This is a genomic window from Oceanobacillus limi, from assembly GCF_900111445.1.
Classification (GTDB): domain Bacteria; phylum Bacillota; class Bacilli; order Bacillales; family Amphibacillaceae; genus Ornithinibacillus; species Ornithinibacillus limi.
Genome location: NZ_FOHE01000005.1, coordinates 194,843 through 216,520, shown reverse-complemented (window position 1 = coordinate 216,520; position 21,678 = coordinate 194,843). Strand labels below are relative to the sequence as shown.

Sequence of the window (21,678 nt, the reverse complement as noted above, 5' to 3'; positions counted from 1 at the left end):
TAACGTGTTTTTTCGTTTGGGGATTGAACGGGCTTGTGTGTGTGATTAGGGTGGTCGGGCATTACGGGAAATCTGGCTTTCGGGATTTACATTATTAATTCAGGACCACACTAATTCGGGACTTGTGCAATTATTTCACTACTTCCTTTCTCCCCCTAATCTAATCTAGCTTCTTCATAACTTATGTACGAATTACTTCAAGCTTTTCCTCAATTGGTGTTCTGCCTTTATTTCGTGGAATAGATTTTGGATAACCAATTTGCAAAACTGCTGCTATTTTATCCTTTTCTGGGTCTAGCCCTATTGCCCGACTAAATTCTGGATCATGCATATATGGTGTTATTGTCCAAAGCATCCCTACTCCTTGCTCCCATGCAGCTAATTGCGAGTTTTGGATAAATGCGCACACTGCAGCATACTCTTCTTCATAACGAACTAAATCTTGCTCTTTCGGAAAGTAGATCAGGGCATGGTGAGGTATCGCTAAGAGAAATTCCTTCATTGAATTGATCATTTTTATTGTTTTAGGATCCTCATTCTTATTCAGCATTCCTATCCGCTGATAACTTTCAATGATAGAATTTACAAAGTTAACTTTTCCATTTTCCTGGTATAATTTTATATTCCATGGTTCCTTCATGTAATGTGATGGCGCATAGGTACCATAAGTGAAAATTTCATTCAACGTTTCTAAATCTACTTCCTTTTGCTCAAACGCGTGCACTGACCGTCGTTCTTTAATTGTATGTAAAATAGAAATTTCATTCACCTCTCTCTTTTTATCTATTGGTCGTAATCAATCCTCTGAAATTGCAGGGATCTGATAAAGTGACACTCCATTCAGTGGGCATTTCTTTTCTTCGCCTCTATGAATGTTAGTTAACTTAAAAGGAACTTAAGTAATTACACTATACTATTATACGTTCCTAAACATTGTTTGGAAAAGAAAAACCATATCATACCATTTGGGTCATCGTTGCCATGAAGTCTTGGTAAAACTTCTGATAATCAAAGTTAAATGCAATCCGATGTCGTTTTATTTCTTTTTCCGTTTCCTCTTCCAAATCTCCGAACGGTCTGATATCCGCAATGCTTTGCCCCCGTTCTGTACCTTCTGTTGCTTGCACAATCGTAATCGGTAGGTCTTGAAAACCAAACATATCCGGTCTGTTGACAGCCATTAATGTAAGGACGTCATGTAATGGACTACCTTGTATTTGTGGATTTCTCTGCTTGTAATAATTATAATAGTAATCTAATAATGGCTTTACAAGATCGATTTGTCCTACATGATCTATATAATCGACCATTTGTGGTGTAGCAATCGCATACTCTGTCACATTCAAAGGAATAATTGTTACATTTTCAGCGTAGGTCATAACTAATTGAGCCGCTACGGGATCTCCATGAAAATTTGCCTCGGAAACTGCGGTAACATTGCCTGGCACCCAAAAAGCTCCCCCCATAATGTAATAGGCTTTGATATTTTGCATCGTCTCTCGATATAGCAAAAACATTGTAGCAAGAGAGGTTAAGCGCCCAATATTCACTATGATTAGCTCATCACTATATGCTTCGATAAGGCTGACAATTTCAAAAAAGTTTTCAAACGTAAGATCAATTCCTGCAGTATCCGGTGTAATAGGACCAAGCCCATATTCTCCATGTATTTCTGGAACAAATTCAGGAATTTCCGAAGTCATTGGTATTTCTGCTCCTGCAATAACTTTGGTATCTTTCACCTTTTCCGAATCAAATAAGCTACGGACATATTCAATATTTGCCAGTGCATTCTCTCGTGAAATATTTCCATAATCTGCAACAATACCAACAATATCAATTGAGTTATTTAAATATCCATACAATAAAGCGATCGTATCATCTATTCCAACATCGGCAAAAATTAAAACCTTTTGTGCCATCAGATTACCTCCAATATTATCTATTGCTTTATTTTATTAGTTCCAGTCTTCGTCCTATGAATTTTAATATGCATGCAACCTCTTCATTCCTGCAATCAATATATAAAGTAAAACTTCATTCAGTGGGGGGGCTTTCTTCCACCAATGAATGTTAGTTGAACAGAATCGAACATTTACAGGCAGTTGTACAACAGGGGGATGACCGATCCTTCCCAACTTATTCTCTTTATCTTCCCCCAATAGTATCGAAATGGGGTATTACTGCCCGTGACATCCGGGATTAAATAGAAAGTGGCATTATGCCCTAATAAGTATACCCGAGTATACTAGTCACCTTCCTTGTCCAACAAATATAATAACAGGCGTTAGAAAAAAGGTTTGGAGGATAAGTTAATGACAAAAAACAGTGTATTTACGTTTATGGGATTCGTAATGTTCATCCTAGTATTAAGTGGTTGCTTTGGAAACGATGGGATTACAATTCCCGTTGGAGAGAATGGAGAAAGTATTACAATTGGTGGGGATGAGGAAGAAGGGATAAGTATTGAGGCAGAAGATGAAGCTGGAGATCGTTTTACACTAAGTTCTTCTACAGAGTTACCCGAGGATTTTCCTGAAAATATTCCATTCCCAAGCGACTATCAAATTGTAAGTACGATGAAGGTATCAGAAAATGGGGAGGAAGGAATTAATGTATCTTATATAACGGAATCTGCTCGAGTGGAAGAGGTATGGAATATGTACAAAACGTTTATGGACGATAATGGGTATGAAAATAGTTACGAAATGACTACCGATGGCTTTCATTCATTGAATATGCAAAAAGGACAGGAATCTATCAATTTAACAATTACGACGGATGGTGAAGAAAATACCGTGACCGCAAATATATCTTATTTTAAATCTCAAGAAGCAGCTGAAGAATAGAATAAAAATAGGGAAAGTAATATTAGAGCCTAAACGAAATTCGTCTTTGGAAGTAACTTTCTAAACAGGTTTTACAGGAGAGGATAATTCAACCAGATAGTTCCAGAGTATGTGAGTGATACACGTAAGGTGTATGCGAACGCGAAAATATGCTTCTAATTATGTTTTCAGTAACTAACGAAAAGAGAATTTACTTCGTTTTTCGGAGTGGATTCTCTTTTCTCTATACACCGATCATATATAGTTCTCCTTTCTTTTAATTTTTCATTTCTACCCTTCTTTTTAGTTAACACACCTTAATTGCTAAAATCAAGACTATTACTCATTACTAATACTTACGAAAAATCCACATATTATGAAGTATACATTTAGATAGAAAAATAAGGGAATCTACAATCAGTTAACGTATTACTGCCAGTTATACGCGAGATAAAACGGTACTAAAGTCACGATTTTTCTATGTTAGAATGGATATATAATTTGATTTGGAGGGTGGATACACTGAATATAAAAAAAGGGATATTTTTATGCATCGTTCTCTCTGTAATTTTACTTTCTTGTTCAGATCAAAAGAGAATTTCTTTTTATGGGGAATAAGACAATTGGAAGGTGGAATACATTGTCTATATAAATAGTAGTACCAGTGAGGAAGGCGAGCTAAGTATTAAATACACAGGTGAAGAACAAGTGCCGAATACCATTAATTATAAAGTAGGAGCCTATTCAGGCGAAGGTCGTCCTTTAGGTGATGATAATTCTCCAACATCTATTACGCGTAGTACTGGTTGCTCCGGTTGTTCTGTGACAGAAGAAAATGATGAAATTGATGTTGAAATAGAATGGAACGGAAATTCTGAGACATTTACACTTACCTCAGAGTAATTAATTGTTGGGACCATTCAAAAAGGGAGTTATAAGAACTTTCTTTTTGAAATTATGATTACTTCTACAATAAAAACTGTTGGCCATCATTGAAACGTTCCCTCCCCAAAGAGGGATAAATTCTGATAAAAAACTTTATGTTACATAAAAGAAACTACCAAATTTTTAGGGGAGTGAAGACTTGAAGCTACTAGAAAATCACAATGCATTCGACTGGATCCATGAGGAAACGAAAAGGGTTAACTTTAAAGAATGGGATAGCTATGGGTGTAGGGTATTAAATTTGCTCCCTAACCGATTTACACATTATTGTAAAATAATGCACCCTTTTTATCGTGACTTAACAGTTAAAGATGAAACGTTGCTGTGGAGGGATTGTGATCCAGATGAATTAGTAGATCTGGCCAATAGTGAGAGCGTAACGTTTAAAGAAATTGCTAAAAAGTACAATATTCCATGTACAAAAGAGATAAACAGTTCAACGATTAGTCACCAACTAGGTGGATATCCACGATATTTAATTCTGCCCGATGAAGGAACAATCGACCGAGAAACGCTACATGAACTGCTTCCCGTTCTTACGACTTTTACGAGAGAACTTCCATGTTATTTCCATTATGATTTCTTAAAACTTATTCACGTCCTTCCTTTCGAAGATGATGTTACGGACAATCACTTATATTATGGGAACCTAGAAGACGTTTTCTCGCTGTATGAAAAAGGGAAAGACAAACTTGAGTTAGGTTCACCAACCTACTGGTGGCCCAAAGATAGAAGTTGGTGCATCCATACAGATTATGATCTTGATTTTTCCTTGTTCGGAGGCACGAAAGAAATGGTCAATCAACTTTTATCGAAGCCTAATCTCGAATGCATTGAAGTAGACAGAAACACAAGAATTGATCCCGACGCAGACAAAGAACAAAAGCGCAAGCGCCCTGTTTAGAGACGTACGGACTGGACTGAGCCGTAGGAGATAAAGGAAACACGGCGACCGAAGGAAGCCGATGTTGACTTATCGTACGAAGGCGAGGGAAGTCTTGTGCCTGCGTTACCTCGGCACAAAGGCGGTGAAGTTTACTCGTTGAAGTTCCTTCGCTAGTCTCTGGGCGCTGGTCGATGAAAACGCCACGTCCTGTGGCGTCATCGACACTAGGACGTCCTGTCCGTCGAAGCTAGACGTAGCTGTTGCTGTAAGTAAGCTTAACATAGCCAAATTGTTATACTTTCTTACCTAATAATCGAAAAGAGCTTGGAAAGTCATTTTTCCAAGCTCTTCTACATCAATCATTATTTTTTCAAGTTATAGAATGATTCTAAACCACCATACACACCCATGCCAGCTAATTCATCTTCAATACGTAATAATTGATTGTATTTAGCTACACGGTCCGTACGTGATGGTGCACCTGTTTTAATTTGTCCAGCATTTGTTGCAACAGCGATATCAGCGATGGTTGCATCCTCTGTTTCACCAGAACGGTGAGAAATTACTGCTGTATAACCAGCACGTTTTGCCATTTCAATAGCTTCAAATGTTTCGGTAAGGGTACCAATTTGGTTTACTTTAATTAAGATTGAGTTACCTACACCTTGATCAATACCTTGAGAAAGTTTTGCTGTGTTTGTTACGAATAAATCGTCCCCAACAAGCTGTACACGATCACCGATACGTTCTGTTAATAGTTTGAAGCCTTCCCAGTCATTTTCATCAAGCCCATCCTCAATAGAAATGATTGGATATTTATTAATCATTTCTTCATACCAGTTAACCATTTCTTCGGATGTGCGTACAACACCTTCACCTTTTAGGTTGTACTTGCCATCTTCATAAATTTCAGAAGCTGCAACATCCATTGCTAATTTAATTTCTTCGCCTGGCTTATATCCTGCTGCTTCAATAGCCTCCACGATGGTTTGTAGTGCTTCTTCGTTAGATCCTAGGTTTGGTGCAAATCCTCCTTCATCACCAACACCAGTATTGTATCCTTTAGACTTCAATACGCTCTTCAGTGAGTGGAAAATCTCTGCACCTGTACGTAGAGCTTCTTTGAACGTAGGAGCTGCTACAGGCATGATCATGAATTCTTGAATATCTACATTATTATCCGCATGCTCTCCACCGTTTAGAATGTTCATCATTGGAGTTGGTAGCGTTTTTGCATTGAATCCACCTAAATAATTATATAAAGGAAGTTCTAGGAAGCTAGATGCTGCATGAGCAACCGCCATTGATACACCAAGAATTGCATTTGCACCTAATTTCCCTTTATTATCTGTACCGTCTAGGTCAATCATTAATGCATCAATGATATTTTGACGTGTAACATCGATACCAATTAGTTCTGGAGCAATAACTTCATTTACATTGTTAACTGCTTTTTCTACCCCTTTACCTAAGTAACGGCCTTTGTCTCCGTCACGTAACTCAACCGCTTCATATTCACCAGTTGATGCACCACTTGGAACTAGCGCAGAACCAAATGCACCTGACTCTGTAAATACTTCAACCTCAACAGTTGGGTTCCCACGGGAATCTAATACTTCACGAGCATAAACATCTGTAATATATGGCATGTAAATTCTCTCCTTTAATTATAATTAAATTTATTTTTTAAGTAATGATTTTCCTGTCATCTCTTCCGGTTGTTCGACACCTAGTAGATCCAATAGTGTCGGTGATAGATCCGCTAAAATACCGCCATCTCTCAATTCTGTATCCTCTTTCGTGACGATGACTGGAACTGGGTTTGTGGTGTGTGCTGTCATTGGATTTCCGTCCGTTGTTATAACCTCATCGGAATTTCCATGGTCAGCAGTAATGATTGCATTTCCGCCCAATTCTAAAATCTTATCTACTACTTTTCCAAGACATTCATCAACAGCTTCAATTGCATCAATTGTTGGCTGTAACATTCCAGAATGTCCAACCATATCCGGGTTTGCAAAATTTAAGATAATGGCATTATGTTCTCCAGAATCAAGTTCTTGAAGTAAAGCATCTGTAACTTCATACGCACTCATTTCTGGTTTTAAATCATACGTTGCAACTTTTGGTGAATCAATTAGCACACGTTTTTCACCAGGAAACTCCGCTTCACGACCACCACTCATAAAGAATGTAACATGTGGATATTTTTCAGTCTCAGCAATTCGAAGTTGTTTTAAATTGTTCTGTGAAAGAACTTCTCCAATAGTGTTATCCAGATTTACTGGCTCATACGCAACATATCCATCAACTGACTCACTAAAATTAGTAAGCATAACAAAGTCTAGGTTCTTTGGTGGATTTTGACCACGATCAAAGTCACGAAAATCTTCATTTGCAAACGTACGAGAAATTTGAATCGCTCGGTCAGGACGGAAGTTATAAAAGATTACCGAATCCTCATCTTCCACTTTTCCTACAGGATTCCCATTCTCATCCGTAACAACAGATGGAATAACGAACTCATCATAGATTTCATTTTCATAGGATTCATCAACAACTTCCATTGCACTAAGATAAGCTGGGCCTTCTCCATAAACCATGGCGTCGTAGGATTTCTTCACACGATCCCAACGTTTGTCACGGTCCATGGAATAATACCGTCCAGAAACTGTGGCTATCTTTCCTACACCAAGTTCTTTCATCTTTTCTTCTGTTTGTTCAATATAAGTCTTCGCTGTTTTAGGACCAACGTCTCTACCATCTAAGAAAGCATGCACATAAACTTCCTCTAAGTTTTGTTCTTTTGCGAGCTTTAGTAAAGCAAACAGATGATTAATATGGCTATGAACGCCGCCATCCGATAGTAATCCAAATATGTGTAATGCTTTTCCTTTTTCTTTAGCTTTATTGATGGATTTTAGAAAGGCTTCTTTTTCAAAGAATTTCCCTTCTTCAATCGATAAATTAACACGTGTTAAACTTTGGTATACAATTCGACCTGCACCAATATTTAAGTGTCCTACTTCAGAATTCCCCATTTGTCCTTCAGGAAGTCCAACAGCATTTCCACTTGCACGTAATTGATTGGTTGCGAATTTTTCCCAATACCGATCAAAATTCGGCTTTTTTGCTTGTTTTACAGCATTCCCAATCGTTTCATCACGAATTGCAAAACCATCAAGAATGATTAATGCAGCTAATTTATTGTTACTCATTTTGCTCCTGCCTCCACAAGCTGTATAAAGGAATCTGCTTCTAGACTTGCTCCTCCAACTAACGCACCATCAATATCGGATTGTGATAATAACTCATCCACATTCGCAGGTTTTACACTACCACCATATTGAATGACTACTTTTTCAGCTACAGCATCAGATGCAACATCTTTAACTACGTTACGAATATGGGCACACACTTCATTCGCATCTTCACTTGATGCAGTTTTTCCAGTTCCAATCGCCCATACTGGTTCATAAGCAATAATGGTTTTTGTGATTTGTTCATCTGAAAGACCATCTAATGCTTTTTTTACCTGCATTTCAACTAAACCTTTTGTTTCGTTTGCTTCACGCTGTTCAAGTGTCTCACCTACACAAACGATCGGAGTTAGTCCATGGTTAAAAGCTGCTTTTGTTTTTTTATTGACGGTTTCATCCGTTTCTGCAAAATACTCACGGCGCTCGGAATGACCTAAAACGACATGGGTTACCCCTAAGTCCTTAAGCATAACCGGGCTTACCTCTCCAGTAAATGCACCATTATCTTCAAAATGCATGTTTTGGGCACTTACTTTCAGGTTTGTACCCTTTGTTTTTTCAACAAGTGACGTTAGAAATGGAAATGGCGCACAAACAATTGCTTCGACATTGTCATTAGCAGGAACTTTGTTTACAACATCATCTACAAACTGATTCGCTTCAGTAAGTACTTTATTCATCTTCCAATTTCCTGCAATTACTTTTTTTCGCATCGTTTCACCTCAAATTTTATTTATCGTTTAAAGCTTCTACACCAGGAAGAGCTTTCCCTTCCATGAATTCTAGCGATGCTCCACCGCCTGTTGAAACATGATCCATATCTTCAGCAAAGCCAAACTTCTCAACAGCTGCTGCAGAATCTCCTCCACCAATTACCGTATAGCCTTCAGTATTTGCTAATGCTTCTGCAACCTCTCTCGTTCCACCTGCGAAAGCATTAAGTTCAAACACTCCCATTGGTCCATTCCAAATGACTAATTTAGAATCTGCAACGATTTGGCCATATTTTTCACGGGTCTTCGGTCCAATATCCAATGCTTCCCAATCAGCAGGGATTTGATCAATATCAACTACCTTTGTATTAGCATCTTCTGAGAAATCATCTGCAACGACAACATCTACAGGTAATACGAAATGAACACCTTTTTCTTCAGCCTTTTTCATGAAGTCTTTGGCTAAATCTATTTTATCTTCTTCTAACAAGGATTTTCCAATTTCATGACCTTGTGACTTAACAAAAGTATATGCCAATCCACCACCAACGATTAAGTTATCAACTTTATCTAATAGGTTATCGATGACATTAATTTTATCCTTTACCTTTGCTCCACCAATAATCGCAGTAAACGGGCGGTCAGGGTTTTCAAGTGCTTTGCCTAATACGGCAATCTCTTTCTCCATTAAATATCCCGCAGCTGCTGGTAATTTCTCCGCAACACCAGTTGTTGAAGCATGTGCACGGTGTGCTGCACCAAAGGCATCATTTACATAGAAGTCTGCCATATCTGCGAATGCTTGAGCTAATTCTGGATCATTTTTTGTTTCTCCTGCTTCAAAACGTACATTTTCGATAAGAAGAATGTCTCCATCCGAAAGCTGAGATACTGCTTCGTTCACTTCACTTCCATAAACTACGTCCGTTTTTACAACATCCTTACCAATTAAATCACTTAAACGTTTCGCAACTGGATCTAGACGTAGTTCTTCCACTACTTCACCTTTCGGACGTCCTAAATGACTTGCTAAAATAACGATTGCACCTTGCTCTGTCAAATAGTTAATGGTAGGCAATGCAGCTTTAATTCTTGTGTCATCGGTTACTTCGCCATTTTTCATTGGAACATTAAAATCAACACGGCAAAAAACTTTCTTTCCTTTGACATTCAGGTCTTTCAATGTTTTCTTATTCATCCTGATTCCTCCCAAATAATATGTAAAATATGTCATTTAGGCTTCCCAAAAACTTTCTCATTAAACAAGAGAAGGAGGAGGAATACCCCTCCTCCTTCAACTGACTACGACTTATAGTCCTTGTTTTGCCATGTATGCAGCTAGGTCAACACAACGAGTGGAGTAACCCATTTCGTTGTCGTACCAAGAAACAACTTTAACCATATTACCTTCTAAAAGCATAGTAGAAAGACCATCTAAAATAGAAGAATGTGGATTTCCAACAATATCTCTAGATACTAATGGTGCTTCACTGTATTCAAGAACACCTTTTAAATCGCCTTCTGCAGCAGTTTTGAATGCTTGGTTTACTTCTTCAACAGATACATCTTTATCAAGCTCTGCAACTAAGTCAACTAGTGAACCGTCTGGAACTGGTACACGAGCAGCCATTCCGTTTAATTTACCTTCAAGTTCAGGTAATACAAGAGAAACTGCTTTTGCAGCACCAGTAGTTGTCGGAATGATGTTCTCTGCAGCTGCACGAGCACGACGATAATCTTTATGTGGTAAATCAAGAATTTGCTGATCGTTTGTGTATGCATGGATCGTTGTCATTAACCCACGCTTAATACCAAAGTTATCGTTAAGTACTTTCGCAAATGGTGCTAAGCAGTTTGTTGTACAAGAAGCATTTGAAACGATATCGTGTTTGCTTGCATCGTAATCCTCATGGTTAACACCCATTACAACGGTAATATCTTCGTTCTTAGCAGGAGCTGAAATAATAACTTTTTTCGCACCAGCATCGATGTGTTTTTGAGAAGAATCACGATCTACAAAACGTCCAGTAGACTCGATTACAACTTCTACTCCTAGATCGCCCCATCCAAGATTAGCTGGGTCACGCTCTGCCATTACTTTAATTTCTTTTCCTCCAACAACTAGGTTAGAACCATTTACAGTTACTTCTTCTTCCAATACACCATGTACGGAATCATATTTTAATAAGTGTGCTAGCATGTTCGCATCTGTTAAATCATTAACAGCTACAACTTCTACCTCATTATTTTTAAGCGCTTGACGAAATACATTACGTCCAATACGGCCAAATCCATTAATACCTACTTTTACTGCCATGTTATATTCCTCCTAAAATTTATTGAAAATATCTATATTAAAGGGAATATTCCCTTAATAGCTGCTTTGCCGCTGCTTCATCTGTGACTAATACATTTGTTTTCCCTTGCTTAAAGTAAGAAGCAATCGCCTGTCCTTTGGATGTCCCACCAGCAATCGTGACTACATGGTTAATATTTACCAAATCTTCTAATTGAATACCAACTGTTCGCACCTTATGAACAATATTCCCATCTCCATCAAAATAATAACCGAATGCTTCACTAACCGCATTTTGTGAGGTTAATTCACTCAAAATTTTGTCAGACGTTTTTCTTCTTTCCGCCATTTTTAATGCATCTCCAATTCCATGCATGACGATATTTGCACCCTTTATTTGTTGCAAAATTTCATTGATGGACGGTTCATTTATGATCGTTTGATAAGTGGATTCACTTAGTGGATCTGGTACATATAATAAACGGTATTCTCCGTTTGTTTTACGTGCCATCTCGGAAACAATCGTGTTGGCTTGATTTTCCACTTTCTCCCCAATTCCACCGCGGGCGGGTACAAATAGATAACTGCCATCCTTTTCTAATGGCTTCATTACTTCTGCTACAGCAGCCATTGTTGTACCACCAGTAACAGCAATTGTGAAATCAGATTGAACAACGTTCTTTAGGTATGCTACACAAGCCTTTCCCATTTCCTGTTTGACCCAATCCTGTTGATCACTATCTCCAGGAACAATAATTACATTGTCTATATGTAATTTTTCCCGAATTTGTTTCTCTAAAACACTTAATCCCATCACTTCACTCATAAAACTAGCTAATTGATCAAGGAGTATTTTACCCTCTTTTGTACTATGCATTCCTTTAGAAGTGATATGGATGAGTCCCTGCTTATGTAAAAAGTCAATCTCACTACGGACAATTCGCTCCGTTAAATTCGTATGTTCCGCAAGTCCTCTTCTTCCGATCGGTTGAAAGAGGTCTACGCTGTGCAGAACGGAATAACGTTGTTGCATAACATCCAACAAATCTGGGTATAGTTTTTTTTGTAAGTCTATTAGGCTTCTCATGAAAGATACTCCATTTCATCCAGTTGGTCTTTTATAGTCCCGTGTGGTGTTATTATGTCCCGCATATGAGAAAAAAATACGTAATAAAAATCGACGAATTTTTTATTACACGTTCATTATAGCATAACGTGAAAAATAAACAATAAAAAAGAACGAATTTATATTACGATTTTTCCTTGATTGCTTGCTCCAATACTTCCATATCCATATGCTCACAATCAATACCTATATCTTTAATTTGGACATAAGGGATTAGAAGTTGATATTCCTCCAACCACTTATCATTTGTATAAATATCTCGCTCCTCAATTTCAAATTCATAATCATTCTGCAGCATATGCAATAAAGCCATGGCATCATCACATAATGAACAAATTTCTTTTGTATAGAAAATTACCTTTAACATTTTAATTCCCTCCAACTTTTCGTTTCATCGATGATGGAATTCCTAATTGCTCCCGATATTTCATGACAGTTCTACGAGCAATTTTAATCCCAAATTCATTATCTATCTTCATTCGGATTACTTCATCTGATAAAGGATTATGTTTGTCTTCGAATTCAACCAACTCGGTGATGACTTTTTTTATCGTGAATGCTGCAACAAACTTCCCATCGCGTTGTTTGATGCCTGGTTGTAAAAAGAATTTCAACGGTAGAACGCCATAGTTTGTTTGAACGTATTTGCCTCGTATTGCACGACTGACAGTAGAGACATGGACACCGAGCTCATCTGCTATTTTTTGTAGGGTAAATGGTTGTAACATAAAGTACCCATGCTCAAAAAAACTTGCTTGTTTTTCTACTATTTTATATATGACTCGTTCCAATGTATTTTTTCGATAGGTTAAAACATATTGCAACCAATCCACCTGATTATACTTTTCTTTTAAATACGATTCGGCTTCTTGACCTACGTCATGCACATCTTTATATGTCTCATCCATTGTTATGGTTGGATTACTCCATGAATAGAAAGAAATCCTCCATTCCCCGGCTTCCTTTCGAACAACCGCTTCTGGTATGATAAATTCGGATTTTTTCTCCACTAACAGAGTACCTGGCTTGGGGTGACAGCCCTGTATCGCTTGAATTGCTTTTCGAGCATCGGCTCTCGTAATTTGATACTCATTAGCGATCGCATCCAAATTTTCCTCTGCAACCCATGCTAATTTATTATCTAATAAATCCTCCATATAAAACTGAAAAAGATTCATCTGTTTCAATTGTAATATAATACATTCCCTTAATGAGCGAGCACCAATACCTGTAGGGTCTAATGATTGAATATACGTTAGCGCTTGTTCAACCTTATCTAGGCTTGTTTCACACTGAGTTGCCCATTCATCTAAAGTTATATCTAGATACCCAGAGTCATCAAGCGAATCGATCCCAAAGTTAACAATCGGTTTATATTCTGGGTTTATGTTGATCGTATATAATTGTTCTTTTAATTGATCTGACATGGATAACGTTCGCTCATTCAAGTCCTCAAAAGGCGTACTGGCAGAATTATTGCTTCTATACTCTGCTAACTCATAATCATAGCTTACTTCTTCTATTAATGGATTATCCTTTGTAACTTGTTGAATATATTCCAGCAATTCTGTGCTAGAAAATTGCAGTACATTAATAGCCTGAATAAGAGATTTATTCATTTTTTGCTGTAATAATTGTTCGTGCACAATTTTCTGCTTCATTTCAACACCTCAGGTAAAAAGTCCCTAGTTTAATTATACGAAAAAGGATACTCTTCGTAAATACAAGGAGAATAGTTCTTAACACGATGAAGTAAAATAGATGATTAGAGAACGATATAATAAGAAGGAGACGAATAAATGGATAATCTAGATCAGGAACAAGTAATAAATATGCTAAACACGTTGTTAGGAGAAGATATACGTGAAGAATTTGAAACGCAATTAAAAGAAGCTGGAGAGCATGGCAATCCTAGCTTTATCGTAGCTAATAGCGGAGGTTCAACTGCGGAAGTGTTTGTAGAATGGAATAAGGAAGGGGATTATTTATCGTATTCAATTAATGAGGATTATCAGGCTGAATAAGTGATCGATTTACGGGTATAAGCTATGTAATGCCTCAATTAAATAAGAAGGTTTAGAGCAATGAAAATAGGAGTTAAAGTGGTATATTAACGAGAAAAGTAACTTTATACTTCAATGAAAAGATGAGACCTAAAAAAGTAGTTTAAGCATCCACTAACAAACTTATAATTGAGCAAAATAAAATTCGTCGGTATAGTATATATACCGACGAATCTTTAGCCTAACAAGTAATATTTATTTATCAGCTTTACGTTCTAAAATACGGTCGATCAAGCCATAGTCTACAGCTTTATCTGCAGTCATGAAATTATCACGCTCTGTATCAGCTTCGATTACTTCAATAGGTTGGCCTGTACGTTGAGAAAGAATCTCGTTCATTTTACGCTTCATCTCAACAATACGTTTCGCATGAATTTCAATATCTGTAGCTTGACCTTGAGTACCACCTAATGGTTGGTGAATCATCACTTCACTATTTGGTAGTGCGAAACGTTTGCCTTTTTCACCTGCTGCTAATAGGAATGCACCCATAGATGCCGCCATACCTGTACAGATTGTAGATACATCTGCTTTAATAAACTGCATGGTATCATAAATAGCCATTCCAGCTGTGATGGATCCACCCGGTGAATTGATGTATAGTGAAATATCTTTCTCTGGATCTTCAGCTTCTAGGAAAAGTAATTGTGCAACAATAGAGTTTGCTACATTATCATCTATTGCACTTCCTAGCATAATAATTCGGTCTTTTAATAATCTTGAGTAAATATCATAGGCACGTTCTCCGCGGTTTGTCTGTTCAATAACTGTAGGTATTAAATTCATTATTACTTCCTCCTTAATCATACGTTCATCCATTTATTTTTGGATCTATTTTTATCATAACTAAAAGGTCAATGAAGGTCAAACAAAAACGTTTGACAAATTTCTATATGTATAATGCCTCGCCATTTCGCATTACACTCCCCATCATACCCGTACCAATTGGAAAATAAACCTAGTCATAAGAAAATACTTGTTTATAGAGTTCGAAAACGTTATAATAGCGTATGTGTCCATTTTATTCATAACATGCGCCCATAGCTCAGCTGGATAGAGCACTGGTTTCCGGTACCAGGTTTGTCGGGGGTTCGAATCCCTCTGGGCGCGTACCTAATAGAATCAAGCGTCAGTTCTTAACTTGACGCTTGATTCTTTTGTTTTATTTAGGAAATATAGGAAATTTCAGATATACAAAACACCAACAAAAAACATGTAAAATCATTAAGACTTCACATGCTTGAGTTAATTTTTATCCTTTCATCCGTCCATACACATTTTGATCCTATTGTTATTTCTTTCACAAAATCATATTCAATTAATTCCCTTGTACGAATGATACCAATTGATCAAGTGCTTCTTCTTCATCGGAACCGTCCGCAACTAACGTAATAGACTCTCCAGTTGCTATAGCTAAACTCATTATCCCCATAATACTTTTAGCATTTACCTTCCGTTCATCCTTTTCCAAAAACACATTCGCTGCATACCGATTTGCCTCTTGAACAAATTGCGCAGCTGGTCTTGCCTGTAAACCTGTTTTCAACGTAACCTTCACATTCCTCTCAACCAAATTCCTCATCCCCTCTTTTAGTAAGCGTTCCCATAAGCTGTTTAAAAACAGACATTCGTCCAAGCTTATAGACGAATGCCTTTATAGCAGTTTATCTAAGAAAAATGCAATGACTTTCTAAAAATCTACTATGGTCGTAAGTAAAATGTATAAATATTCAATCTGCTAAATTATCGTTATTATATCATGATTCAATATCCATGAAAACAAAATTTTCCACTTAGCTTAAATTTGCTTCACCCTGTTTAATTTTCTCAGCAAATTCATCAATTTTTTTAAGCCGATGATTTACACCTGACTTTGATATCTTGCCACTAGAAACCAACTCACCTAATTCCTTTAATGAAACATCCTCATGTTTCACGCGTAAGGCAGCTATCTCTTGAAGCTTTTCTGGTAATGCCTCTAGACCAACTGTTCTTTCAATAAAACGAATATTTTCGATTTGACGAAATGCTGCTCCAATCGTTTTATTCAGGTTAGCCGTTTCACAATTAACGAGACGATTCACCGAGTTGCGCATATCTCGAACAATACGGACATCTTCAAACTTAAACAAGGCTTTATTAGCGCCTATAATACTTAAAAACTCGGTAATTTTTTCTGCTTCTTTCATATAAACAATGAATCCTTTTTTCCGCTCCAATTTACGAGCATGGAGGTTAAAAGAATTTAATAAATCACAAAGGGCATCATTATGCTCCTCATGAATATTAAAGATCTCCAAATGGTAAGAAGACGTCTCCGGATTATTGATGGATCCACCTGCTAAAAATGCTCCTCGTAGATACGATCGGTTACAGCAGTCTTTTTTCAAATACTTTTCCGAAATTGTTCGAACAAATGTATACGACCCTTGTAAAATATCTAAATCAGAAAGGATCTCTTCTACATTATTCTTCAACCGTACGATATATACATTATTTTTCTTCAATTTCATTTTTTTACGAACTAACAATTCTACTGGATATGGATAATTTTCTTTTACTAATATATAAATTCGCCTAGCAATCGCTGCATTTTCCGTTTGTACATCAAGTATGTACTTTTGCTGTGAACCTAATGAAATCGTCCCATTCATGCGAATAAGTGCAGCAAGTTCTGCATGCGAACAACAGGAATCCACTTCAATGGCAGTCAATTCCTTTTTAATTTCTGAAGCAAAGGACATGATCTCTCCCCCTTTACCTAACCGGATAGTTTAAATTAACGAATATAATAATTTCGCAATTTTATTGGTATCATGTCGTAACATGGATCTATTATGATCAATAATATCTCCCTCAATAATCTTTAACCCCATGGATAACAACCTCTCCGTATCATAAACCACTGGCTCCGCATTCTCTTCCGCATAAACTTCTCGAATGGAGAGATCAATTGGTTCATTATGCACTACGATAGAACCAACACTACCATCCCCAACATGATCAAAAATCGCTTGTACATGATCTGCAGCTGAAAAACCTGTTGTTTCTCCATACTGAGTCATAACGTTACATACGTAAACCACCTTAGACTTAGCTTGGCGAATTGCAGAATCAATTTGTGGGATAATTAGGTTTGGCATAATACTAGTAAATAAGCTCCCAGGAGATATGACAACCAAATCTGCTTCCTCAATTGCTTTCACAGCATTTGGCAATGGTTGAACATCTTCAGGATTTAGAAAAACTCGTTTTATCCGTTTATTTACAAGCGGAATATTGGATTCACCTGCTACGACCGTTCCATCTTGCATTTCTGCATGGAGCGTCATATTTTCATTGGATATTGGGATAATATCTCCTTTAACATTTAGAACCCGCGAAATTTCTTTAATTCCTGTATAAAAGTCTCCTGTAATTGAGGTCATTGCAGCTAGTAATAGGTTTCCCATCGAGTGTCCAGATAGGTCATTCCCTATAGAAAAACGGTGCTGAAACAATTGAATAAGCATCGGTTCAACTTCAGAAAGAGCAGCAATCACATTACGAATATCACCTGGAGCAGGGATTGCCATCTCATTACGAATTCTTCCGGTGCTTCCCCCATCATCTGCTACTGTCACTAATGCAGTAAGCTCGATAGGTAAATTTTTTAAACCGCGCAATAAAACGGGCATACCGGTTCCTCCACCGATGACTACAATACGCGGTTCTCTATTATTCATCATATTTAATGACCCTTTCTTTTATCAATATCGCGATGACTAACATGTGTAATATAATGGGTCGCTAAATTTTTCGAAAAGTATTCCGCTAGCGCAACCGATCTATGTTGCCCACCGGTACATCCAATCGCAACAACAAGCTGAGATTTCCCCTCTTTTTTGTATTGTGGAAGCATAAATTGCATAAGATCCATTACTTTTTCTTGGAATTTTTGTGTATCGGACCATTTGAAAACATAGGAAGATACATCCGGATTCAAACCAGTTAGTGGTTGTAGGTTTGCTACATAATGAGGATTTGGTAAAAACCGCACATCGAATACTAAATCCGCATCAATCGGCAGGCCGTATTTAAATCCAAATGAAACAAAATGAACAGAGAAAATCTCTTCTTTATCTTCATCAGTATAGGCATTAATAATTTTCTCTCGTAATTCACGGGGCTTAAGATTTGTCGTATCAATAATTCGTTGCGCTCTTCCACGTAATTCATCTAAAAGCTTTCGTTCTTGCTTTATTCCATTTAGAGGTAGATCGTCAACAGCTAATGGATGAGATCTTCTCGTCTCCTTGTACCGGCTAACTAGTTTCTCATCTTTCGCATCTAAAAATAAGATATGCTCTTCTAGCCAACCTTCATCACCGAGAATATCAAGGGCTTCAAACAAGGAATCAAAAAATTCCCGTCCACGTAAATCCATAACTAAAGCAACTTTGTGTATGTTATTCGTTGAATCACGCATTAGTTCCAAGAATTTTGGCAATAACGTTGGCGGTAAATTATCTACACAGTAATATCCTAGGTCTTCAAAGCTTTGAATTGCGACGGTCTTACCTGCACCAGACATTCCTGTTATAATCACTAGTTTTGTTTCTTGATCTTTTCCTGTCATTTGCTCCCGCCCCTCTCTCTCAAAAATTTACACTTCATCGTTCATACGACAATCAATTAGCTCAAATTCATTGGTATAGGAAAAAGCTCCAGAAACGGGTGATGAAGCAGATAAAATATACTCATAAATTTTATGGTCACCTTCTGCCATTGGCAGGGAATGAATATGATCAATTGGTACCCATTCCAGCTCTCCTTCGTCACAGTGTTCCGTTAACTCTCCTTGGTAGGATGTTGCTTTAAATGTAAACATCATCCATTCGGTTTCTAATTGATCGTTATCGTACATGGAAAAAGTAAATACACCAGACAACTTTGGATTTTCAAGTGTTAAAGCCGTTTCTTCCCAATACTCTCGAACAACGGACTCTTGAATCGTTTCACCTGGCTCCATTTTTCCACCGGGTATTGCGTACCATCCACGTCGAGGTTTTTTTAATAATAATATATGATTATTTTCAATAACAATGCAGTTTGTTACTCGTTGCATGACAAACACTTCTTTCATGAACATTCAATTTTAAACACTATTTCTATTATATTAGAAAACCTGACATTTCGCCAAGCCTTTGGAAAGAAAACAAAAGTTGCATTTATACAGAAAAGGAAAGGATTCCTATTGTTACTAATAGATGGTTTAGAATTAGGGTATGTTGGCTTGCCAGTTATATCCTAATCCGACAAAAATGGACAAGATTAAAAGGCTCACAGTGCAAAAAAAGGGCACAGATGGAATCCATCTGTGCAAAATCCTAATCTATTTATTAAAAAGGGGGTCAATTAGTTATTCTTATTGTACCCCATATATATTTCGTGCGTGTTACAGTGAGGTTAAAAAGTATTTACTTTATCAAAAAGTTTATGATTTTGTTGCGTTCAGTTTTTCTGTTAACTCTTCAATATATTTTTGTGCCGCTTCTGCAGCAATACTTCCATCACCAGTAGCTGTCACGATTTGTCGAAGTGTTTTTTCACGAATATCTCCTGCTGCATATACTCCTGGAATGTTGGTTTCCATATGCTCGTTTGTTGGAATATACCCCTCATCATTCGTAATACCAAGTGATTTAAATGGTTCACTCAATGGTACCATTCCAATATAAACGAATACGCCATCAGCAGAGAATTCTTTTTCTTCACCTGTCTTCGTATTTTTCAGCGTTACACTGCTAACTTTTCCATCTGGTCCATTAATCGTTTCTACAACCGTATCCCAGATGAAGTCAATTTTTTCATTATCAAATGCACGATCCTGTAGGATTTTTTGAGCACGTAATTCATCACGACGGTGCACAATTGTTACTTTATCCGCAAAGCGAGTAAGATATACGCCCTCCTCAACAGCAGAGTCACCTCCACCGATAACAACTAATTCCTTCTCTTTAAAGAATGCACCGTCACAAACAGCACAATATGATACACCACGTCCTCCTAGCTCTTCTTCACCAGGGATTCCTAATTTCTTATATTGCGCTCCTGTAGCAATGATTAATGCTCTCGTATTATACTCTTTATTCCCAGCAACTACCGTTTTATAATCACCATGATCGATCACTTCTTTAATATCGCCATAGGCATATTCAGCACCAAATTTTTTCGCATGGTCAAACATTTTATTCGATAGGTCTGGCCCTAATATATGATCAAAACCAGGATAGTTCTCCACATCTTCTGTATTGGCCATTTGTCCACCTGGAATTCCACGCTCAATCATTAACGTATCTAAGTTTGCCCGTGATGTATAAACAGCTGCAGTCATCCCTGCTGGACCTGCACCAGCAATAATCACATCATACATTTTCTCTTCGGACATGATTCACACCTCTTTTTAATCTCTGTCTTACTACTACTAGGGTAGTAAATTCGAACTTATTCGTCTACCTTTTTGCTCACTCCATCCAAGGGGCAGATTCATGAGCTAACACCGGATGCTTCCTGCCCCCCTCCTGCCATATCGAATTCGCTTTGTCTATTTCGCCAAGTTGGAAAGCCGCTAAACTATACCAGCGATAATAAGAAATATGGCTCTTTACAACAGCTTTGGATAGCATTCGGAAACGTGTATAAGCTTCTTCAAAATAGCCTGTCCTAGCTAACGTTGTTGCTATTCTTAACTTTTGCTGTTCGTGTATTGGATATACATTAAGTAACGCACGTATATGCAATTGATACGCTTCTTGGTTTGTTTCATAATAAAAAGTCGCTAAGTTTGTGTGGCTATACAGATTAAACGGATCTTCTTGGATGTTATCTTCTTCCATTTTTATAGCCTCTTCTTTTTCACCATCAAAAAATAACGCATGTGCATATTCGTGTTTTATCGTTTTATGCTCTGGGAATAAGGTTTGCATCTCTTCTAATACAAGTAATGCTTTTTCCCATTCTTTATGCTCTAAATGATAAAATGCAGTTTCCTGATAAATTAAGAGCTCGTCTTCATCCTCTAGTGGCGGACCAAAGTCTTCCTCTTCATCATCGTCTTCAAACTCCATTAATTCAATTAAGCTTTTCGCTTCTTCACTAAAATCACCATTAGGCTCTAAGTCCAAGTATGACTTTGCATACTTCCTGGCATCATTTAGCAAGCCTAAATGCGCATAATTATTTGCTAATAAATAATAACAATCAACATATTGATTTCCACTTGTTTGTAATACATCTGTCAAGATTTGATTTGCTTTATGATAAGAACCAATTTCGGTATATATTATCGACATTTGACACTGATATAAAGGGTCTTTCGGTACAGCTTCAACTGCCTTATTCATCCATTTTAACGCAACCTCAAACTTCTTCTTACGGAAGGCTTCCACACCTTTTGTGAAATAAAAATCACCATCAGGGATAAAAGGGATAAGATTGTTTCGTTTCTGTCCTTCTACACTGTTCTTCACGTCTTGCATACATATCCCCCTACTATTTAACATATCGAACAAAGTATACC

22 protein-coding genes and 1 tRNA gene are annotated in these 21,678 nt (G+C 37.3%); 5 read left to right on the top strand and 18 right to left on the bottom strand.

Translation table 11 applies throughout. The features are described 5' to 3' along the window. Nucleotides 1–181 precede the first annotated feature (181 nt). Nucleotides 182–769, bottom strand: a complete 588-nt coding sequence (locus BMX40_RS07810) for a nitroreductase family protein (RefSeq protein WP_244513427.1) — start codon at nucleotides 767–769, stop codon at nucleotides 182–184. Nucleotides 770–956: 187 nt separating this feature from the next. Then, a complete protein-coding gene (locus tag BMX40_RS07805) occupies nucleotides 957–1,922 on the bottom strand; it encodes a nucleoside hydrolase (RefSeq protein ID WP_090868538.1) in 966 nt (321 codons plus the stop codon). Nucleotides 1,923–2,315: 393 nt separating this feature from the next. Between BMX40_RS07805 and BMX40_RS07800 the strand changes: the two genes are divergently transcribed. The 3 genes from BMX40_RS07800 (at nucleotide 2,316) to BMX40_RS07790 (ending at nucleotide 4,677) form a co-directional block, all read left to right on the top strand. Continuing rightward, nucleotides 2,316–2,849 (top strand): hypothetical protein, encoded by a 534-nt coding sequence (locus BMX40_RS07800; protein WP_090868536.1) that lies wholly within the window; start codon nucleotides 2,316–2,318, stop codon nucleotides 2,847–2,849. Between the two features lie 609 nt (nucleotides 2,850–3,458). Further along, nucleotides 3,459–3,731 (top strand): hypothetical protein, encoded by a 273-nt coding sequence (locus BMX40_RS07795; protein ID WP_090868534.1) that lies wholly within the window; start codon nucleotides 3,459–3,461, stop codon nucleotides 3,729–3,731. 181 nt (nucleotides 3,732–3,912) lie between these two features. Next, complete coding sequence (locus tag BMX40_RS07790; protein ID WP_090868532.1) at nucleotides 3,913–4,677, top strand: hypothetical protein; 765 nt, start codon at nucleotides 3,913–3,915, stop codon at nucleotides 4,675–4,677. Nucleotides 4,678–5,021: 344 nt separating this feature from the next. Here BMX40_RS07790 and eno read toward each other — a convergent pair whose 3' ends face one another. The 8 genes from eno to rpoN all read right to left on the bottom strand — a co-directional run bounded on the left by eno (nucleotide 5,022) and on the right by rpoN (nucleotide 13,715). Next, a complete protein-coding gene (eno, locus tag BMX40_RS07785) occupies nucleotides 5,022–6,308 on the bottom strand; it encodes a phosphopyruvate hydratase (RefSeq protein WP_090868530.1) in 1,287 nt (428 codons plus the stop codon). A 30-nt stretch (nucleotides 6,309–6,338) separates the two neighbouring features. After that, the gene (gene gpmI, locus BMX40_RS07780) at nucleotides 6,339–7,877 is read right to left on the bottom strand and encodes a 2,3-bisphosphoglycerate-independent phosphoglycerate mutase (RefSeq protein ID WP_090868529.1); all 1,539 of its coding nucleotides are present in this window, start codon (nucleotides 7,875–7,877) and stop codon (nucleotides 6,339–6,341) included. After that, on the bottom strand, nucleotides 7,874–8,632 hold the full coding sequence (gene tpiA, locus BMX40_RS07775; RefSeq protein ID WP_090868527.1) for a triose-phosphate isomerase: 759 nt from the start codon (nucleotides 8,630–8,632) through the stop codon (nucleotides 7,874–7,876). Before tpiA ends, gpmI begins: the two co-directional genes overlap by 4 nt. A 16-nt stretch (nucleotides 8,633–8,648) precedes the next feature. Beyond that, nucleotides 8,649–9,830: a phosphoglycerate kinase gene (locus BMX40_RS07770; protein WP_090868525.1), complete on the bottom strand. Its 1,182-nt coding sequence runs from the start codon at nucleotides 9,828–9,830 to the stop codon at nucleotides 8,649–8,651. Between the two features lie 111 nt (nucleotides 9,831–9,941). Continuing rightward, complete coding sequence (gap, locus tag BMX40_RS07765; protein ID WP_090868523.1) at nucleotides 9,942–10,949, bottom strand: type I glyceraldehyde-3-phosphate dehydrogenase; 1,008 nt, start codon at nucleotides 10,947–10,949, stop codon at nucleotides 9,942–9,944. Nucleotides 10,950–10,986: 37 nt separating this feature from the next. Then, nucleotides 10,987–12,015 (bottom strand): sugar-binding transcriptional regulator, encoded by a 1,029-nt coding sequence (locus tag BMX40_RS07760; RefSeq protein WP_090868521.1) that lies wholly within the window; start codon nucleotides 12,013–12,015, stop codon nucleotides 10,987–10,989. A 163-nt stretch (nucleotides 12,016–12,178) separates the two neighbouring features. Further along, nucleotides 12,179–12,421 carry a glutaredoxin family protein gene (locus BMX40_RS07755; RefSeq protein ID WP_090868519.1) on the bottom strand — a complete coding sequence of 81 codons (243 nt, stop codon included), beginning with the start codon at nucleotides 12,419–12,421 and terminating at the stop codon, nucleotides 12,179–12,181. 1 nt (nucleotide 12,422) lies between these two features. Beyond that, the gene (gene rpoN / locus BMX40_RS07750; protein WP_090868517.1) at nucleotides 12,423–13,715 is read right to left on the bottom strand and encodes an RNA polymerase factor sigma-54; all 1,293 of its coding nucleotides are present in this window, start codon (nucleotides 13,713–13,715) and stop codon (nucleotides 12,423–12,425) included. A 138-nt stretch (nucleotides 13,716–13,853) separates the two neighbouring features. On the opposite strand from rpoN, the gene BMX40_RS07745 reads away from it, so the two are divergent. Continuing rightward, complete coding sequence (locus BMX40_RS07745) at nucleotides 13,854–14,078, top strand: hypothetical protein (RefSeq protein ID WP_090868515.1); 225 nt, start codon at nucleotides 13,854–13,856, stop codon at nucleotides 14,076–14,078. A gap of 234 nt (nucleotides 14,079–14,312) precedes the next feature. Here BMX40_RS07745 and clpP read toward each other — a convergent pair whose 3' ends face one another. Next, on the bottom strand, nucleotides 14,313–14,903 hold the full coding sequence (gene clpP / locus BMX40_RS07740; RefSeq protein WP_090868513.1) for an ATP-dependent Clp endopeptidase proteolytic subunit ClpP: 591 nt from the start codon (nucleotides 14,901–14,903) through the stop codon (nucleotides 14,313–14,315). 248 nt (nucleotides 14,904–15,151) lie between these two features. On the opposite strand from clpP, the gene BMX40_RS07735 reads away from it, so the two are divergent. Continuing rightward, nucleotides 15,152–15,227, top strand: a tRNA-Arg gene (locus BMX40_RS07735). 208 nt (nucleotides 15,228–15,435) lie between these two features. Here the strand turns inward: BMX40_RS07735 and BMX40_RS07730 are convergent. From BMX40_RS07730 to BMX40_RS07700, 7 genes are all read right to left on the bottom strand, one after another. Further along, nucleotides 15,436–15,690, bottom strand: coding sequence for an HPr family phosphocarrier protein (locus tag BMX40_RS07730; protein ID WP_090868511.1), 255 nt, complete (start codon nucleotides 15,688–15,690; stop codon nucleotides 15,436–15,438). A gap of 220 nt (nucleotides 15,691–15,910) precedes the next feature. Further along, nucleotides 15,911–16,861 (bottom strand): DNA-binding protein WhiA, encoded by a 951-nt coding sequence (gene whiA, locus BMX40_RS07725; RefSeq protein WP_090868509.1) that lies wholly within the window; start codon nucleotides 16,859–16,861, stop codon nucleotides 15,911–15,913. Between the two features lie 30 nt (nucleotides 16,862–16,891). Then, nucleotides 16,892–17,845, bottom strand: coding sequence for a gluconeogenesis factor YvcK family protein (locus BMX40_RS07720; RefSeq protein ID WP_090868507.1), 954 nt, complete (start codon nucleotides 17,843–17,845; stop codon nucleotides 16,892–16,894). Between the two features lie 2 nt (nucleotides 17,846–17,847). Further along, complete coding sequence (gene rapZ / locus BMX40_RS07715; protein ID WP_090868505.1) at nucleotides 17,848–18,735, bottom strand: RNase adapter RapZ; 888 nt, start codon at nucleotides 18,733–18,735, stop codon at nucleotides 17,848–17,850. A 27-nt stretch (nucleotides 18,736–18,762) separates the two neighbouring features. Next, nucleotides 18,763–19,224 (bottom strand): 8-oxo-dGTP diphosphatase, encoded by a 462-nt coding sequence (locus tag BMX40_RS07710; protein ID WP_090868503.1) that lies wholly within the window; start codon nucleotides 19,222–19,224, stop codon nucleotides 18,763–18,765. Nucleotides 19,225–19,593: 369 nt separating this feature from the next. Then, nucleotides 19,594–20,547: a thioredoxin-disulfide reductase gene (trxB, locus tag BMX40_RS07705; protein WP_090868501.1), complete on the bottom strand. Its 954-nt coding sequence runs from the start codon at nucleotides 20,545–20,547 to the stop codon at nucleotides 19,594–19,596. Nucleotides 20,548–20,623: 76 nt separating this feature from the next. Then, nucleotides 20,624–21,637, bottom strand: a complete 1,014-nt coding sequence (locus tag BMX40_RS07700) for a tetratricopeptide repeat protein (RefSeq protein WP_170840704.1) — start codon at nucleotides 21,635–21,637, stop codon at nucleotides 20,624–20,626. Between the last annotated feature and the right edge of the window lie 41 nt (nucleotides 21,638–21,678).

Coding starts and splice junctions, on each gene's coding strand:
- BMX40_RS07720 (WP_090868507.1), bottom strand. CDS start 17,845: ATGATGAATAATAGAGAACCGCGTATTGTAGTCATCGGTGGAGGAACC.
- BMX40_RS07805 (WP_090868538.1), bottom strand. CDS start 1,922: ATGGCACAAAAGGTTTTAATTTTTGCCGATGTTGGAATAGATGATACG.
- gap (WP_090868523.1), bottom strand. CDS start 10,949: ATGGCAGTAAAAGTAGGTATTAATGGATTTGGCCGTATTGGACGTAAT.
- clpP (WP_090868513.1), bottom strand. CDS start 14,903: ATGAATTTAATACCTACAGTTATTGAACAGACAAACCGCGGAGAACGT.
- BMX40_RS07700 (WP_170840704.1), bottom strand. CDS start 21,637: ATGCAAGACGTGAAGAACAGTGTAGAAGGACAGAAACGAAACAATCTT.
- tpiA (WP_090868527.1), bottom strand. CDS start 8,632: ATGCGAAAAAAAGTAATTGCAGGAAATTGGAAGATGAATAAAGTACTT.
- BMX40_RS07760 (WP_090868521.1), bottom strand. CDS start 12,015: ATGAGAAGCCTAATAGACTTACAAAAAAAACTATACCCAGATTTGTTG.
- eno (WP_090868530.1), bottom strand. CDS start 6,308: ATGCCATATATTACAGATGTTTATGCTCGTGAAGTATTAGATTCCCGT.
- whiA (WP_090868509.1), bottom strand. CDS start 16,861: ATGTCCTTTGCTTCAGAAATTAAAAAGGAATTGACTGCCATTGAAGTG.
- rpoN (WP_090868517.1), bottom strand. CDS start 13,715: ATGAAGCAGAAAATTGTGCACGAACAATTATTACAGCAAAAAATGAAT.
- BMX40_RS07770 (WP_090868525.1), bottom strand. CDS start 9,830: ATGAATAAGAAAACATTGAAAGACCTGAATGTCAAAGGAAAGAAAGTT.
- BMX40_RS07755 (WP_090868519.1), bottom strand. CDS start 12,421: ATGTTAAAGGTAATTTTCTATACAAAAGAAATTTGTTCATTATGTGAT.
- BMX40_RS07745 (WP_090868515.1), top strand. CDS start 13,854: ATGGATAATCTAGATCAGGAACAAGTAATAAATATGCTAAACACGTTG.
- BMX40_RS07800 (WP_090868536.1), top strand. CDS start 2,316: ATGACAAAAAACAGTGTATTTACGTTTATGGGATTCGTAATGTTCATC.
- trxB (WP_090868501.1), bottom strand. CDS start 20,547: ATGTCCGAAGAGAAAATGTATGATGTGATTATTGCTGGTGCAGGTCCA.
- rapZ (WP_090868505.1), bottom strand. CDS start 18,735: ATGACAGGAAAAGATCAAGAAACAAAACTAGTGATTATAACAGGAATG.
- BMX40_RS07710 (WP_090868503.1), bottom strand. CDS start 19,224: ATGCAACGAGTAACAAACTGCATTGTTATTGAAAATAATCATATATTA.
- gpmI (WP_090868529.1), bottom strand. CDS start 7,877: ATGAGTAACAATAAATTAGCTGCATTAATCATTCTTGATGGTTTTGCA.